The sequence below is a fragment of the Nonomuraea sp. CX421 genome, assembly GCF_059358955.1.
The window spans coordinates 20,901-33,657 of sequence record NZ_JCADBK010000019.1; the positions used below are offsets into that span (position 1 = coordinate 20,901).

Here is a 12,757-nt window from a genome sequence, read left to right on the forward strand (position 1 = left end):
GGGAGCCGCCCCTTTCGATGGGGGCGGCTACCGGTGCGAGTGAAGATCTCCTCGGTGCGTACACGAGGTGGGGTGAAGGGCGGCATTGTTCTCCTATGCGTGGAGATGTGAAGTGTCCTGGCTGCGGTGCCGCCCTGGCCGGAGACCGGCCTCCCGCGCCCGCGTCGCCGCTCAGGTGCGCCGAGTGCGCGCTCCCGCTGTGGGGACCCGTCGCGCACGAGTTGTGGCGCGTGGATGAGGCGCTCGCCGGGATACGTCTCCAGGAGACGCGGCTGCTGACCCGCAGGGAGGAACTGCTGGGCAGCCTGCGCGCCGGACGCACGGGGGAGACGGGCCCCTACCCGGGAGCCCCGGGTGGTCAGGGCGGTGGCGGGGGTGCGGGCCCGGATGCCCCGCCGTGGGCGGTCCCGGCGCCGGGCCCGCATGCTCCGCGGCCGGGGATCTCGGCGCCGGGCCCGGTCGCCCGGCCTCGGGAGGTCTCGGCGGGAGCCGTACAGAATCTGCTGCTCATTCTCGGCGGGCTGCTGCTGACGGTGGCGGCGGTGGTGTTCACCGTGGTGAGCTGGGGACTGCTGGGCATCGGCGGGCGGGCGGCCGTGCTGGCGGGGTTCACCGCGCTGGCGATGCTGGCGCCGGTCGTGCTGATCCGGCGCGGGCTCACCGCGACGGCCGAGACCGTGGCCGGGTTCGCCGTCGCGCTGCTGCTGCTGGACGGGTACGCGGCCAGGCGGGTCGGACTCCTTGGGGCCGACGCCATCGAACCGCTGGACTACGCGGCGGGGGTGTGCGGGCTCATCGCGCTGCTTCTGACGGCCTATGCCCGGGTCGTGCCGCTTCGCGGCCCCGCCCCGGTCGCCGTGGTGCTGGCGCAGCCGGTTCTTCCGCTGTTGGTCGAAGACGCCTCGGCCACCTGGCTGGTGGCCGCGCTGGTGGCCACGGCGGCGCTGGACGTCCCCCTGGTCCGGCGGGGCCGGACGGGGGTGCGGACGACGGCCGCTCTCTGCGGGAGCGCGGTCGCGACCCTCGCACTGCTGGGTGGCGTGCCGTACGCGCTCAGTGCCGAGTCCCCCGGGGAGGCGCTGGGCAGGTCGGCACCGCTGATCGCGCTGGTCCTGCTCGGTGCGTGGGTGGCGCGGAGCCTGGCCGGAGCGGGCAGGCGGGATGGGGAGACCTGGGCCTCGCTGGTCACCGTCGGGACCACGCTCGCGCTGATCGCCGCCCTGGCCGCGCCGGCGCAGGCGGCGTCGAGCCCGGACTGGATCCGTCTGGCCTACCTGGTTCCGGCGCTCGTGGTGGCGCTCGCCGCCACCTGGCTGCCCTGGCGCAAGGTGCGGTCGGCCGCCCTGGCCACCGGCGGGACGGTGGCGCTGCTGACCGCGCTGACGCTGCTGCCCCGGCTCGTGGTCACCCTGGTGACGCCGCTGGCCTGGCTGGACACCCTCTGGACCGGCACGTGGGCGGGCGAGCCGTGGCTGGGAGAGGTCACCTCTCCGGCGGACGTGGTGGTGCTCGGCGCGCTGGCGGCCGGCCTCCTGCTCGCGGCCGCGCGCTTGTCCTCGCGCCGCGTCGCCGCGCGGCAGGCCGCACTGCCGGGCGGCGCGAGCGATGGGGGGCCGGCGCGGACGGCGCTGATCGGCGCGCTCGTGTCCGGCGCACTCGCGGTCGCGGTCGCCCCCGCGGCCTTCGCGATGGTCCACCCGGCCGCGGTGGCGGTGCAGGTGCTGCTGGCCGCCGCCCTGGCCGTGGCCGCCCTGCTGGGCCGGAGGCCCTGGCGGGCGGTGGCCTGCGCGGTCGTCGCCGGCGCGGCCTCGGTGGAGGCGGTGGCGTACGCGTTCGGCAGCAGGCCGGCGACGCTGGTCGCGCTGCCGATCCTGGCGGTGCCGGCCGCCGCCCTGGCCCTGGCGGCCAGGGTGACGGCACTGCGGGTGTGGGGGCTGGGCGCCGCCGTGCTGTTGCTCGGCCTGGAGGCGACGGCGGTGGGGCTGGCGGTGGGCGCACAGGTCAGGGTGGCGGCGAGCGTGGGCTGCGCGGTGGCAGGAGTGCTCCTGCTGGGCAGGTCGCTGTGGCGGGGCCGGGCCGGTCGGGACGGGGCGAACCTGGAGTGGCTCAGGTATACGGGCACGGCCCTGTTGCTGCTGGCCTCGTGGTTACGGCTGTGGGCCGGAGAGGTCACCGTCGTGGAGGCGTACACCGTGCCGTGTTCGCTGGTCCTGCTGGGATTCGGCTGGTGGCGGCGGCAGAGTGCGCACATCTCGTCATGGGCCGCTTATGGCGCGGGGCTCTCCTGCACGATGCTGCCGAGCCTGTTGGCGGTCTACGCGGACACGGAATGGCGGCGGTCGCTCGCCCTCGGGGTGCTGGCGCTGGCGGTCCTGCTCGCCGGAGCCCGATCCCGGCTCCAGGCGCCCACGGTGATCGGTGGTGTCGCGCTCGCCGGGGTCGTGGTGCGGGAACTCGCTCCGTACGTGTCGGAGATGCTGCTCACGGTGCCGCGCTGGGTGCCGATCGCCGTGGGCGGGCTGCTCCTCGTGGCGGTCGGGGCGACCTACGAGGCGCGGAAGCGAGACCTGAAGCGGTTGCGGGACAGCCTGTCGAGGATGGGTTGACGTCCTCGCCCAAGGCGCTGCCCTGGCTCTGACCTGGCTCTGACCTGGTGCTGCCGGGCGGATGGCGAGCCCGCCCGGCCATGGTGCGGGAACCCCGGGGGGCGATAATGAGTTGGGGAAATATCCCGGCCTCCCGTATAGTTAGCAAAGGTAATGACTCATGCTAACCAAGAACCAGTCCCAAACGGATCTCCGCAGCGACGCGGGTCTGGCATCAGCTCTACGCGTCTCGATGGCGCGGCTCAACCGGCGGCTCAGGCGGCAGGCGGCGGTGCACTCGCTGACTCCCACGCAGTTCGCGACACTGGCCGCCGTCGAACGGCATTCCGGGATAACCCCCGGCGAATTGGCCGAGCTCGAAAAGGTGCAGCCACCCTCGATGACGCGGGTGGTCGCCGCGCTCGAGGCACGTGGGCTGCTCTCCCGTTCACCGCACCCGACCGACCGGCGCCAGGTGACCGTGACCGTGACCGAAGAGGCCCAGAGGCTGCTGAAGGAGGAACGCCGCCGCAAGGAGGCGTGGCTGACCCGGCAGCTCAAGGAGCTGACACCTCAGGAGCGGGCCATCCTCAGGCAGGCGGCGCCGATTCTGGAGAAGCTCAGCAGGATCTAGAGCCCGAAGAACCCGAGACCGGGATGTTCCGGTCGCTCAAGATTCGCAACTACCGCATGTTCGCCGCCGGAGGCGCCGTCTCCAACGTCGGCACCTGGCTCCAGCGCACCGCCCAGGACTGGCTGGTGCTGGAGCTCACCCACGGCAGCGCCGCGGCGCTCGGCACGGCCACTGCCCTGCAGTTCCTCCCGATGCTGCTGTTCGGCATGTTCGGCGGCGTGCTCGCCGACCGCTACCCGAAGCGGCCCATCCTCATCACGGCGCAGTCGATGATGGCCGGGCTCGCGCTGACCATAGGCGTGCTCACGATGATCGGCGCCGCCCAGGTCTGGCACGTGTACGTCATGGCGTTCGCGCTCGGGCTCATCTCCTGTGTCGAGGTGCCCACGCGCCAGGCGTTCGTGGTCGAGATGGTCGGCCGCAAGGACCTGAGCAACGCGATCGCGCTCAACAGCTCGATCTTCAACCTGGCCCGCGTGGTCGGCCCGGCGATCGCCGGCGTGCTGATCTACGTGCTCGGCGGCACAGGGCCGATCTTCCTGGTCAACGCCCTGACGTTCGCCGCGGTGATCTCCAGCCTGGTCTTCATGCGGAAGTCCGAGCTGCACCTCGCCCCGCCAGTGCCGAGGGCCAAGGGTCAGCTCCGCGAGGGGCTCAGGTACGTGCTCCAGCGCGAAGAACTGCTCATGCCGATCCTGCTGGTCGCCTTCGTGTCGATGTTCGCCCAGGCGTTCTCGATGTCCATCGCCCTGATGGCCCGCGAGGTCTTCAAGGCGGGGGCGTCGTCGTTCGGGATGGCGTCGAGCATGTTCGCGATCGGCGCCCTGGGCGGCGCGCTGCTCGCCGCGCGCCGGGCCCGGCCGTCGCGCCGGATGCTGGTCGCGGGCGCGATCGGGTTCGGGTTGTTCCAGATCGCCACCGGGCTCGCCCCCTTCTACCCCGTCTACCTACTGCTGCTGATCCCCACCGGCATCGCGCTCATCACCTTCAACACCTCCGCCAACGCCGGCGTCCAGCTCGCCACCGCGCCCGACATGCGCGGCCGGGTCATGGGCATCTACATGCTGGTCTTCACCGGTGGCGCGCCGATCGGCGCCCCGCTGGTCGGCTGGCTGTCCGAGCTGGGCGGCCCCAGGGCCGGCGTCATGCTCTCCGGCGTGCTGGTGGTGGTCGGCACCGGCCTGGCCATGCTGCTCACCCGGGTGATCACCGCCCGCAGGGCCAGGCTGACGCTGGCGGCGGCCTGAGCCCGTTGCACAATCAGTGGATATGAGGCTCTTCGCGGCCGTGGTGCCGCCGATCGGCGTGCTCGACGAGCTCGAACGGGCGATCGCCCCCTATGTCGGGCAGGTGGAAGGGCTGCGCTGGCCCGACCGCGACACCTGGCACATCACGCTGGCGTTCTTCGGCGAGGTGCCCGAACACGTGCTGCCCGGCCTCCAGGTCCGCCTGGCGCGGGCCGTACATCGTTACGACGCCCTGGACCTGGCCTTCACCGGGTTCGGGGCGTTCTCGTCCGCCCGCCGGGCCAGGGTGTTCTGGGCCGGGCTGTCCGGCGACCCGATGGGGCGGCTGGCTGACTCGGTCAGGGCCGCGGGCCGCCGGGCCGGCGCCGCGCAGACCGACGAGAAACGCTTCCACCCGCACCTGACGCTGGCCCGGTCCAAGGCCGAGACGGACCTCCGCCCGCTGGTCGAGGCGCTGTCGGGATTCAGCGGCTCGCCATGGCGGGCGGAAGGTGTCCGGCTCGTGCGCAGCCACCCGGGACCGCGGGTGAGGTACGAGTCACTGGGCGAATGGGCGCTGGCACCGGCGCGGCGGGGCTAGGCTCCACAGCGTGGACCGTCCTCGCCGCTGGCTGCTGCCCCTCGTGCTCGGCCTCCTCCTGTTGATCGTGGTCGTCGGCGCCGTGCTGGCCTGAGCCACCGGTCGTGATCACCCGAGCTACCAGGCGTAGTCCTCCGGCGCCGTCCGGTGGCCCGGGAAGATCTCGTCCAGCCGGGCCAGCGCCTTGTCGTCCAGCGTGATCTCCAAGGTCCGCATGGTGCCCTCAAGCTGCTCCAGCGTGCGCGGCCCGATGATCGGGGCGGTCACCGCGGGCCGCGTCAGCAGCCAGGCCAGGCCCACGTGCGCGGGGTCCTCGCCGAGGTCGTCGCAGAACTGCTCGTACTGCTCGATCTTGTCGCGGTGCTTCTCCAACTGCGCGACCATCTGGTCGGTCGCCGACCGGCCCTTGTCGATCTTGCGGAGCACGCCGCCGAGCAGGCCGCCGGCCAGCGGGCTCCACGGGATCACGCCGAGGCCGTAGTCCTCGCAGGCCGGCAGCACCTCCAGCTCGACCGCCCTGGTCAGCAGGTTGTAGTGCGACTGCTCGCTGACCAGGCCGAACGTGTTGCGCCTGGCGGCGGTCTCCTGGGCCTTGGCCAGATGCCAGCCGGCGAAGTTGGACGAGCCGACGTAGAGGATCTTGCCCTGCTGGCGCAGGATCTCCATGGCCTCCCAGAACTCGTCGAACGGGGTGTTCCGGTCGACGTGGTGTGCCTGGTAGATGTCGATGTAGTCGGTCTGCATGCGCTGGAGCGAGGCGTCGCACGCGCGGCGGATGTTCAGCGCGGACAGCTTGTCGTCGTTGGGCCAGTCGCCCATCGAGCCGTAGAGCTTGGTCGCGATGACCGTCTTCTCCCGGCGCCCGCCGCCCTGGGCGAACCAGTTGCCGAGGATCCGTTCGGTGATGCCCTCGCCCTTTTTCCAGCCGTACACGTTGGCCGTGTCGAAGAAGTTGATGCCCAGCTCGTGAGCCCGGTCCATGATCGCGAAGGAGTCTTCCTCGCTGGTCTGGGGGCCGAAGTTCATCGTGCCGAGGCAGAGTGGACTGACCTGGAGCCCACTGCGTCCGAGGTTCACGTAATCCATGCACTCCACCCTAGGCACCTGGAGTCCACTCCAGGCCATAGGCTCGTCCTGATGATCCCCGGCATCCCGCGTGCGGCGGTGCCCCTCTGCCTGTCGATCACCGGCATCTCCCGATCTGCTTTGGGCGCTCATGAACATTTCTTGGCTCTGACGAGAAATGATGGCCTGACTCCTTACATAGGCACAGATGTCCACTGATCGCACTGTCTAGGAGTCGGGCATGGGGATGCCGAGGAGATCGGGCCTGGGAATGGCCCGTGGATAGCGAGCGGGCCAGATTCGAGGCCGTCTACCGCGAGACGTATGGCCGGATCACGGCGTACGCGGCCCGTCGCTGCGACTCACCGCAGGACGCGGCGGACGTGGTGGCGGAGACCTTCACCATCGCCTGGCGGCGGATGCGTGAGCTGCCGGACGGCGAGGAGGCCGCGCTGTGGCTGTACGGCGTGGCACGAAAAGTGCTGGCCAACCACTATCGAGGTGAGATTCGCCGCCAGGCTCGCAGCGTGGAGCTCGACGCCGAGATGGCCGACCTGTACGGAGCCTCGCCCGACAGCGGGGTCGAGCTGAAGGCGATCACGCAGATCTTCCGGACCCTGTCCGATGACGATCGCGAGTTGCTGTCGCTCATCGCCTGGGAGGGCCTGGACCGGCAGGAGATCGCCGCCGTGCTCGGCCTGTCACGCAACGCCGTCCGCATCAGACTCCACCGCGCCCGTAGGCGCTTTGCCCGTGCGCTCGCCGAGGCGGATGTCCGCTTCACGGCAGAAAGCCGGTTGATCCCGGCGGAGAGGTCGCTATGAAGGACATCGACGCGATCACGCGCGCGCTGGCGCGGGTGGAGCCGGGGCAGCCGGGAGGCCAGGCGTCCGACGCGGGGGCGCGGACACTGCTGGCCTCGATCACCGCCGAGGAGCCCGGCCCGTTCGTGGCCCGTCCTCGGCGGCGCCGTCCCCGGCGGCCGGCCCTGGTGCTGGCGGGCGCGGGGCTGCTCGCCGCGGGCATCGTGGTGGGGCCGAGCCTGCTGGAGAACGGCGTGTCCCCGTCCTACGCGGTCACCAAGGGCTCCGACGGCGTCGTGTACGTCAGGGTCCGGGATTTCCGTGACGCCGAGGGGCTGACGAAACAGCTGGCGGAACTCAAGGTCCCGGCCATGGTCGACCACGTGTCTCCGGGCAAGCAGTGCCAGGAACCACGCGGAACCTATGTCGAGAACATCCCTCCTGGCCTCTACTCCGTGCCGGAGAACATCCCCGGGGAGGATCGCGGCAGCGGCTGGCAGATGCGGATCGACACCAAGCTCTTCAAGCCCGGTCAGACCTTCGTCTGGACGATCAGCGAAGGGTACACCAGCACCATCCTCATGACCGGCCCGATCGCGCCGTGCGTGCCGGTGGACCGGCCCGAACCGAAGGAGATCAAGCCCGACTACCGGCTGGCGACCCTGAAGGGGCGCTCGCTTGCCGGTCTCCGGGTGGACGAGAAGACCGTCGGAGAGGTCCTGCCCGAGCTCAGGAAGCGCGATCTGAAGATCATCTACCTCGTCATGGCCATCCCGCCGGGCAATCCCGGAGGCTTCGGCGAACTCCGCACGCAGTCCACTCCCGTCGACGACGACTGGATCGTCTGGGAGGCGGAGGAATCCATCCACGAGCCAGGAGTGATCCGCCTGCTCGTCACCGACAGACGCTACGACAGGAACCCTGTCTACGGCGGTCCACGCGACGACGTCATCAAGGAGTAGGACCGCCTACTCCCGCCAATGGCGCCCGGATCGGGCGGGTTCCGGTTGCGGCATGATGGCGGCGTGGGGGATGTCCTGATCAGAGCGCTCGCCGTGACCGCCGTGACCTGTGCCGTGACGGCGGGCCCGGCCTTCGCCGCCGACGACGCCGGGGAGAAGCTGTTCACGTTTCGGGACTCCCGGATCACCGAGTCCAGCGGCTTGGCCGTGTCGCCCACGCACGACGGCGTCTACTACACGCACAACGACAGCTCGGACGCGCCGGTCTTCTACGCGGTGGGCGCCGACGGCCGGACGAAGGCGACGTTCCACCTGCGGGGGGCCGAGGCGCGTGACTGGGAGGCGATGGCCGCGACCAAGGACGCCGCGACCGGGCGGGGCGTGCTCTGGTTCGCCGACATCGGCGACAACCTCGACGGCGCCTGGTCCGACATCTCCGTCTACAAAGTGACGGAGCCGCGGAGCCTGCGCGACGCCACGCTCCCAGCCGTGCGCTACCGCTTCCGCTACGAGGACGGCGCCCGCAACGCCGAGGGCCTCATGGTCCATCCCAGGACCGGGCGGCTCTACGTGGTCTCCAAGGAGTTCGCGGGGTCGGTCTACGCGGCGCCCAAGCGGCTGCGCACCGACCGGACCAACATCCTGCGCAGGGTCGCCGCCGCGCCGCTCATGGCCACCGACGCCGCCTACGCGCCCGACGGCTCGTCGTACGTCGTCCGCACCTACTTCTCCGCCACCCTCTACAAGCCCTCCGGCGAGTCGATCGCCAAGGTGTCGATGCCGGAGCTGGCGCAGGCCGAGTCGATCGCCTACACGGCCGACGGCAGGTCGCTGCTCACCGGGTCGGAGGGGAAGTCGAGCCCGGTCTACCGGGTACCCATCCCGGAGCAGGCCCTCCCGGCGACTCCGGAGTCGCCAGCCTCCTCGGAGCCGCCGGCCCGTTCGGAGTCGCCGGCCGCTTCGCCCCGGCCCGAGGCCGCCGCCGAGTCGTCGCGGCCCGTCGCCGGGCAAGGCGGGCTGACCCTGCGTGACGTGCTGGTCTGGCTGGCCGCCGCCGTGGCCGCCATCGGGGTGATCGCCTTCATCGCCCGCCGTACGCGCTGAGGTCCTCGGCGGCCCGGCCGTACGGTGCCGTCGGGGACGTGCGAGCGTAACGCACGTCAGGGGTGGCGCATGGTGGCGGTGAAGAGGTCGCCGCGCAGGGCGCGTTCGACCGCTTGGATCGAGCGCGACAGGCGGACCAGTCGCGGGCCCTCCTCGCGGTAGGCGTCAAGGACGGCCTGGATCGCGTGGGGTGGCAGGTGGCCCTTGAGGTCGACGGCTGCGCCACGGTAGCCGGCACGGGCCGCCTCGACGGCGGCGTTGACGTGGTGGCTCGCCATCCTGGCCAGCGCGATCGGGTGCCGCCTGAGCACCTCGTAGGCCCGGTAGTCGGGCGGCACGGCGTCGAGCAGCCAGGCCACGGCGGACGTCTCCCAGTCGGGGACGCTCGGCGGGCGGACCTCGGCGGGCCACTCTGGCGGGACGTACATGAGGCTATCGTACTCACGTTCGATTCGATTGCCGGAACGTGGTGCTTGGGTGGCCAAAAAAATATGGCGCGCCCGGCTGACTGCAGGGAACCGGCGCGGTCGCTCGCGGCAATTACTGCCGAAGATCGATCATCAGCGCGAGGAGACCGAGTGAGGTTCACACGAGCGGCGGTTCTGGGGACGGTGATGGCCGCGGGCATGGTGACCGCGCCGCCCCCTGCCGCCGGAGCGGCCGAAGCCGCGCAGGCGCAGGTCAGGAATGCGATCACCCTCATCACGGGCGATCGGGTGATCGTCTCGGGACCGCCGGGCAAGCCGTCGTACCAGGTCGAGGCGGGCGCCGGGCGCCGGGTCTCGTTCTCGATCGGCACCTGGGGCGGGCACACGCACGTCATACCGTCCGACGCGGCGGCGCTCGTCGGCAAGGGCCTGGTCGACCGGCGGCTGTTCGACGTCACGCAGTTGCTGGAGTGGCGCTACGACGACGCGAGCCGTCCGGACATCCCGATCATGACGCAGGGCGGGGCCGCGCCGAAGGCCGCCGAGGCCGGCAGGAGCGTGGCCACCGTCGGACTGTCGGCGGCGCGCGTGGACAAGGCACGCGCGGCGACCGTGTGGCAGGAGCTGGGCCGCGGCGCCGGCGCCAGGACTCTCGCCGCCGGGGTGACCAAGCTCTGGCTCGACGGCCGCCTGTCCTACTCACTGGAGAAGGGCGTCGCGCAGATCGGCGCTCCGGACGCCTGGCGGCGCGGGCTGTCGGGCAAGGGTGTCACGGTGGCGGTCCTGGACACCGGGTACGACCCCGCTCATCCTGACCTGCAGGGCGTCGTCACCCAATCGGCCAACTTCTCCGACGAGCCCGACATCGCGGACAACGTGGGCCACGGCACCCACGTGGCCTCGATCGTGGCAGGGTCCGGGCAGGCGTCCGGCGGCCGGTACCGAGGGGTCGCGCCCGACGCGAAAATCGCCGTCGGCAAGGTCGGGGGGGCCAAGGGCATCCATGAGTCGGCCGTGATCGCCGGCATGGAGTGGGCCGCGACCCAGGCGAAGGCGGCTGTCGTCAACGTCAGCCTCGGTGCCTACGACACCGAGGAGATCGACCCGATGGAGCAGGCCGTCAACACGCTCAGCGAGCGGACCGGCACCCTGTTCGTCGTCGCGGCGGGTAATGACAGCGTCCGGGGAACGATCAGCAGTCCGGGCAGCGCGGACGCCGCCCTGACCGTCGGAGCGGTGGACGGCGACGACCAGCGCGCCTCGTTCTCCAGCCAGGGTCCACGTGCCGGCGACCGTGCGGTCAAACCGGACATCACCGCCCCGGGGGTGCGGATCACGGCGGCGGCCGCGAAGGGCGCCTATGTCGCCTACAGCGGCACGTCCATGGCCGCCCCGCACGTCGCCGGCGCCGCGGCCATCCTGGCCCAGCTCCATCCCGACTGGACCGGCGCCCAGATCAAGGCCGCGCTGATGTCGTCGGCCAGGCCCGGCGCCGGGCTGACCCCCTACGAGCAGGGCGTGGGACGGGTGGACGTGGCCCGTGCCGTGACCCAGCCCGTCACGGCCGACCCGCCCAATCTGTGGGCCCAGGTGCCGTGGCCGCCGACCGGCGTACCACTCACCGAAGAGATCACCTACACCAACGCCTCGTCCGAGCCCGTGGACCTGACGCTGACGAGCGACGGGCCTTTCGCCCTATCCGCCGACCGGCTCTCCGTCCCGGCGAACGGCCGGGCGGCCGTGACCCTGACCCTGCCCGCCGATCTGAAGACCGGCGCCCATCCGGGCAAGGTGACCGCGACCTCGGGTGATCTCACCGTACGCAGCCTGGCCGGCGCCTTCGTCGAGCCGGAGTACCACACAGTTACCCTGACCGCGATCGGCCGGACCGGAGAGCCGGTCGACGCCGCCATGTCCGGCCTGTACAACCTGGAGACCGGCGAGTACGAGGACCTGTTCGGCTTCGAGGGCGGAACCGCGAAGGTGCGCGTGCCGAGTGGTGAATGGCACCTGCAGGCTCACCTCTTTGAGATGTCCGCGTTGACCACGATGAGCAAGGTCGTCCACGTCGGCTCTCAGGACGAACAGGTCACCATCGACGCGCGCGAGGGCAGGCCCGTCCGGTTCTCCCTGGACGACCCGGCGGCTCAGCCCGTCGGGGTCCTCCAGTTGAGCACCCGCGTGACGCGCGACGGCCGGAGTGCGGAAGCGGGGCTGGTCGTGTCGCCTGGCCCGGAGCAGACGGTATACGTGATCCCCGGCTCCTACCCCGGCCTCGAATTCATGGCGCTGTCGGCGTGGGAGAAGAGCGGCACGCCGGCGATCCGGTACGACCTGGCCGACTAACGGACCGGCGGCATCCCGTCCGATCCAGGCGTACGGGCGAGAACCGCGGACCTGGCGAGGGTCACCGCGACCTTCCGGGCCCAGACCGCGAGCTCCGTCCCGGCCGCCTTCGAACGCAGCGCGGCCTTCCGGGACGGTGGCCGGGTCATGTTCAACGGCCCCACCGCCGTACAGGCTCCCGGCATGTTGATCAACTACGTCACCCCCCACCGTGAGCTGCTGTGGCATGGCCGGTTCAGCGACGCCTCGGGCGCCTACCAGCTGTCGGACGAGCAGGGGCGCGCCCTGCGCCGCGGACACCACGCCGAGCTGTGGAACGCGGCGGTCACCGGCCCCGCGGCGCCCACCCTCACCCGTACGGAGGACGTCCTTCACTACACGATGGACGACCTGTTCACCGACTCGGGAGCCGGCCGCACCGGCTGGGACGGCGACGTCACCGGAACGGTGACCCTCAGGAAGGACGGCGACGTCCTGCACGACGCCCGGCTCGAGAACTGCCGGCTCGACCGCCGGTGCGGCTTCAAGACCGAGCTGGCCGGGGCGGCCGCCACGTACACGCTCGGCGTGTCCGCCCGCAGGGACGTCGCCCACTCGTCGCTGGCGACGGCGATCGACTCGGTGTGGACGTTCACCTCCGGGCGCGCCACCGGCACCCAGGCTCTCGACCTGCCGTCGGTGACGTACATGCCCGAAGGTCTGGACGCTCACAACAGGGCCAGGGCCGGGTCGGACACCACGATCACCATCGCCGGGGACGGCGAGGCGCTGCGGACGCTGCGGGTGGAGGCGTCCTTCGACGACGGCCGCACCTGGCGGCCCCTGCGGGCGCGACCGGCGGCCGGAGTCTGGAAGGTGTCGATCGACAACCCGTCCACCAGCGGATTCGTGTCGCTGCGCGCCACCGCCGGCGACGACGACGGTGATCGGGTCAGCCAGACCGTCCTGCGGGCCTACGCCGTGCGGGGCTGATGGGCTCGGCGGTGAGGCGCGGCCCGCAAGC

At 71.5% G+C, this 12,757-nt stretch carries 11 protein-coding genes; 9 read left to right on the forward strand and 2 right to left on the reverse strand.

Annotated features, from left to right (window positions below; genetic code table 11):
- Positions 1 to 95 precede the first annotated feature (95 nt).
- The 4 genes from AC5L3X_RS28065 to thpR all read left to right on the forward strand — a co-directional run bounded on the left by AC5L3X_RS28065 (position 96) and on the right by thpR (position 5,046).
- On the forward strand, positions 96 to 2,606 hold the full coding sequence (locus tag AC5L3X_RS28065; protein WP_494860858.1) for an SCO7613 C-terminal domain-containing membrane protein: 2,511 nt from the start codon (positions 96 to 98) through the stop codon (positions 2,604 to 2,606).
- Between the two features lie 160 nt (positions 2,607 to 2,766).
- Positions 2,767 to 3,219, forward strand: coding sequence for a MarR family winged helix-turn-helix transcriptional regulator (locus AC5L3X_RS28070; RefSeq protein WP_189128560.1), 453 nt, complete (start codon positions 2,767 to 2,769; stop codon positions 3,217 to 3,219).
- 23 nt (positions 3,220 to 3,242) lie between these two features.
- Entirely contained in the window at positions 3,243 to 4,466 is a 1,224-nt protein-coding gene (locus AC5L3X_RS28075) for an MFS transporter (protein ID WP_494860860.1), read from the forward strand.
- A gap of 22 nt (positions 4,467 to 4,488) precedes the next feature.
- On the forward strand, positions 4,489 to 5,046 hold the full coding sequence (gene thpR / locus AC5L3X_RS28080; RefSeq protein WP_494860862.1) for an RNA 2',3'-cyclic phosphodiesterase: 558 nt from the start codon (positions 4,489 to 4,491) through the stop codon (positions 5,044 to 5,046).
- A gap of 117 nt (positions 5,047 to 5,163) precedes the next feature.
- Here thpR and AC5L3X_RS28085 read toward each other — a convergent pair whose 3' ends face one another.
- The gene (locus tag AC5L3X_RS28085) at positions 5,164 to 6,132 is read right to left on the reverse strand and encodes an aldo/keto reductase (protein ID WP_494860864.1); all 969 of its coding nucleotides are present in this window, start codon (positions 6,130 to 6,132) and stop codon (positions 5,164 to 5,166) included.
- A 257-nt stretch (positions 6,133 to 6,389) separates the two neighbouring features.
- Between AC5L3X_RS28085 and AC5L3X_RS28090 the strand changes: the two genes are divergently transcribed.
- From AC5L3X_RS28090 to AC5L3X_RS28100, 3 genes are all read left to right on the forward strand, one after another.
- Complete coding sequence (locus AC5L3X_RS28090) at positions 6,390 to 6,935, forward strand: RNA polymerase sigma factor (protein ID WP_494860866.1); 546 nt, start codon at positions 6,390 to 6,392, stop codon at positions 6,933 to 6,935.
- Entirely contained in the window at positions 6,932 to 7,876 is a 945-nt protein-coding gene (locus tag AC5L3X_RS28095) for a hypothetical protein (protein ID WP_494860868.1), read from the forward strand. The genes AC5L3X_RS28090 and AC5L3X_RS28095 overlap by 4 nt, the downstream gene beginning before the upstream one ends.
- A 63-nt stretch (positions 7,877 to 7,939) precedes the next feature.
- Positions 7,940 to 8,980, forward strand: coding sequence for a hypothetical protein (locus AC5L3X_RS28100; protein ID WP_494860870.1), 1,041 nt, complete (start codon positions 7,940 to 7,942; stop codon positions 8,978 to 8,980).
- A gap of 56 nt (positions 8,981 to 9,036) precedes the next feature.
- Here the strand turns inward: AC5L3X_RS28100 and AC5L3X_RS28105 are convergent, their stop codons facing one another.
- Positions 9,037 to 9,408, reverse strand: a complete 372-nt coding sequence (locus tag AC5L3X_RS28105) for a hypothetical protein (protein ID WP_494860872.1) — start codon at positions 9,406 to 9,408, stop codon at positions 9,037 to 9,039.
- Positions 9,409 to 9,558: 150 nt separating this feature from the next.
- Between AC5L3X_RS28105 and AC5L3X_RS28110 the strand changes: the two genes are divergently transcribed.
- Together AC5L3X_RS28110 and AC5L3X_RS28115 are read left to right on the forward strand one after the other, a co-directional pair.
- A complete protein-coding gene (locus tag AC5L3X_RS28110; RefSeq protein WP_494860874.1) occupies positions 9,559 to 11,754 on the forward strand; it encodes a S8 family serine peptidase in 2,196 nt (731 codons plus the stop codon).
- Positions 11,755 to 11,901: 147 nt separating this feature from the next.
- On the forward strand, positions 11,902 to 12,726 hold the full coding sequence (locus tag AC5L3X_RS28115; protein ID WP_494860876.1) for a hypothetical protein: 825 nt from the start codon (positions 11,902 to 11,904) through the stop codon (positions 12,724 to 12,726).
- Positions 12,727 to 12,757: the final 31 nt, after the last annotated feature.